The organism is Pantoea sp. 18069 (assembly GCF_902706035.1).
Classification (GTDB): domain Bacteria; phylum Pseudomonadota; class Gammaproteobacteria; order Burkholderiales; family Burkholderiaceae_C; genus Comamonas.
The window spans coordinates 1-643 of the sequence record NZ_CACSJA010000103.1 but is presented as its reverse complement, the minus strand read 5'-3'; the positions used below and the strand labels follow the sequence as shown (position 1 = coordinate 643).

At 62.5% G+C, this 643-nt stretch carries 1 protein-coding gene; it reads right to left on the bottom strand.

Annotation, left to right across the window (positions count from 1 at the left end):
- A partial coding sequence (locus GVL12_RS25755; RefSeq protein ID WP_200844099.1) for a YDG domain-containing protein occupies window positions 1–643 on the bottom strand: 643 nt, incomplete at both ends.

Below are 643 nucleotides of genomic sequence, written 5' to 3'. Positions count from 1 at the left end.
CCGTCGGCGTTTGCCACGGTCAGCACATCGTTGAGAATCTTGCCGTCAAAGAAGGCCTCTGCGGTGTTGAGCGTGGCATCGGTCGTGCCGTCATAGATGCGGCTGTCGGCGGCAATGCCGTTGACGCCGGCAATCTCCGCCTTGGCGATATCGGCCGTGGCCGTGGCTGTCGTACTGGCCAGCGTGTAGTTGTGGGCGTCGGCGCCGCCCAGCGCAATGCCGGTGATATCAACGGTCTTGCCGTCACCCGCGTTCTTGTCACGGAAGCTGCCGTCGGCGTTTGCAATGGTCAGCACATCGTTGAGGATCTTGCCGTCAAAGAATGCCTCTGCGGTGCTGAGCGTGGCATCGGTCGTGCCGTCATAGATGCGGCTGCCGGCGGTAAGGCCATTGACGCTGGCGATCTCTGCCTTGGCGATATCGGCCGTGGCCGTCGCTGTCGTACTGACCAGCGTGTAGTTGTGGGCGTCGGCGCCGCCCAGGGCGATGCCGGTGATATCAACGGTCTTGCCGTCACCCGCGTTCTTGTCACGGAAGCTGCCGTCGGCGTTTGCCACGGTCAGCACATCGTTGAGAATCTTGCCGTCAAAGAAGGCCTCTGCGGTGTTGAGCGTGGCATCGGTCGTGCCGTCATAGATGCGGC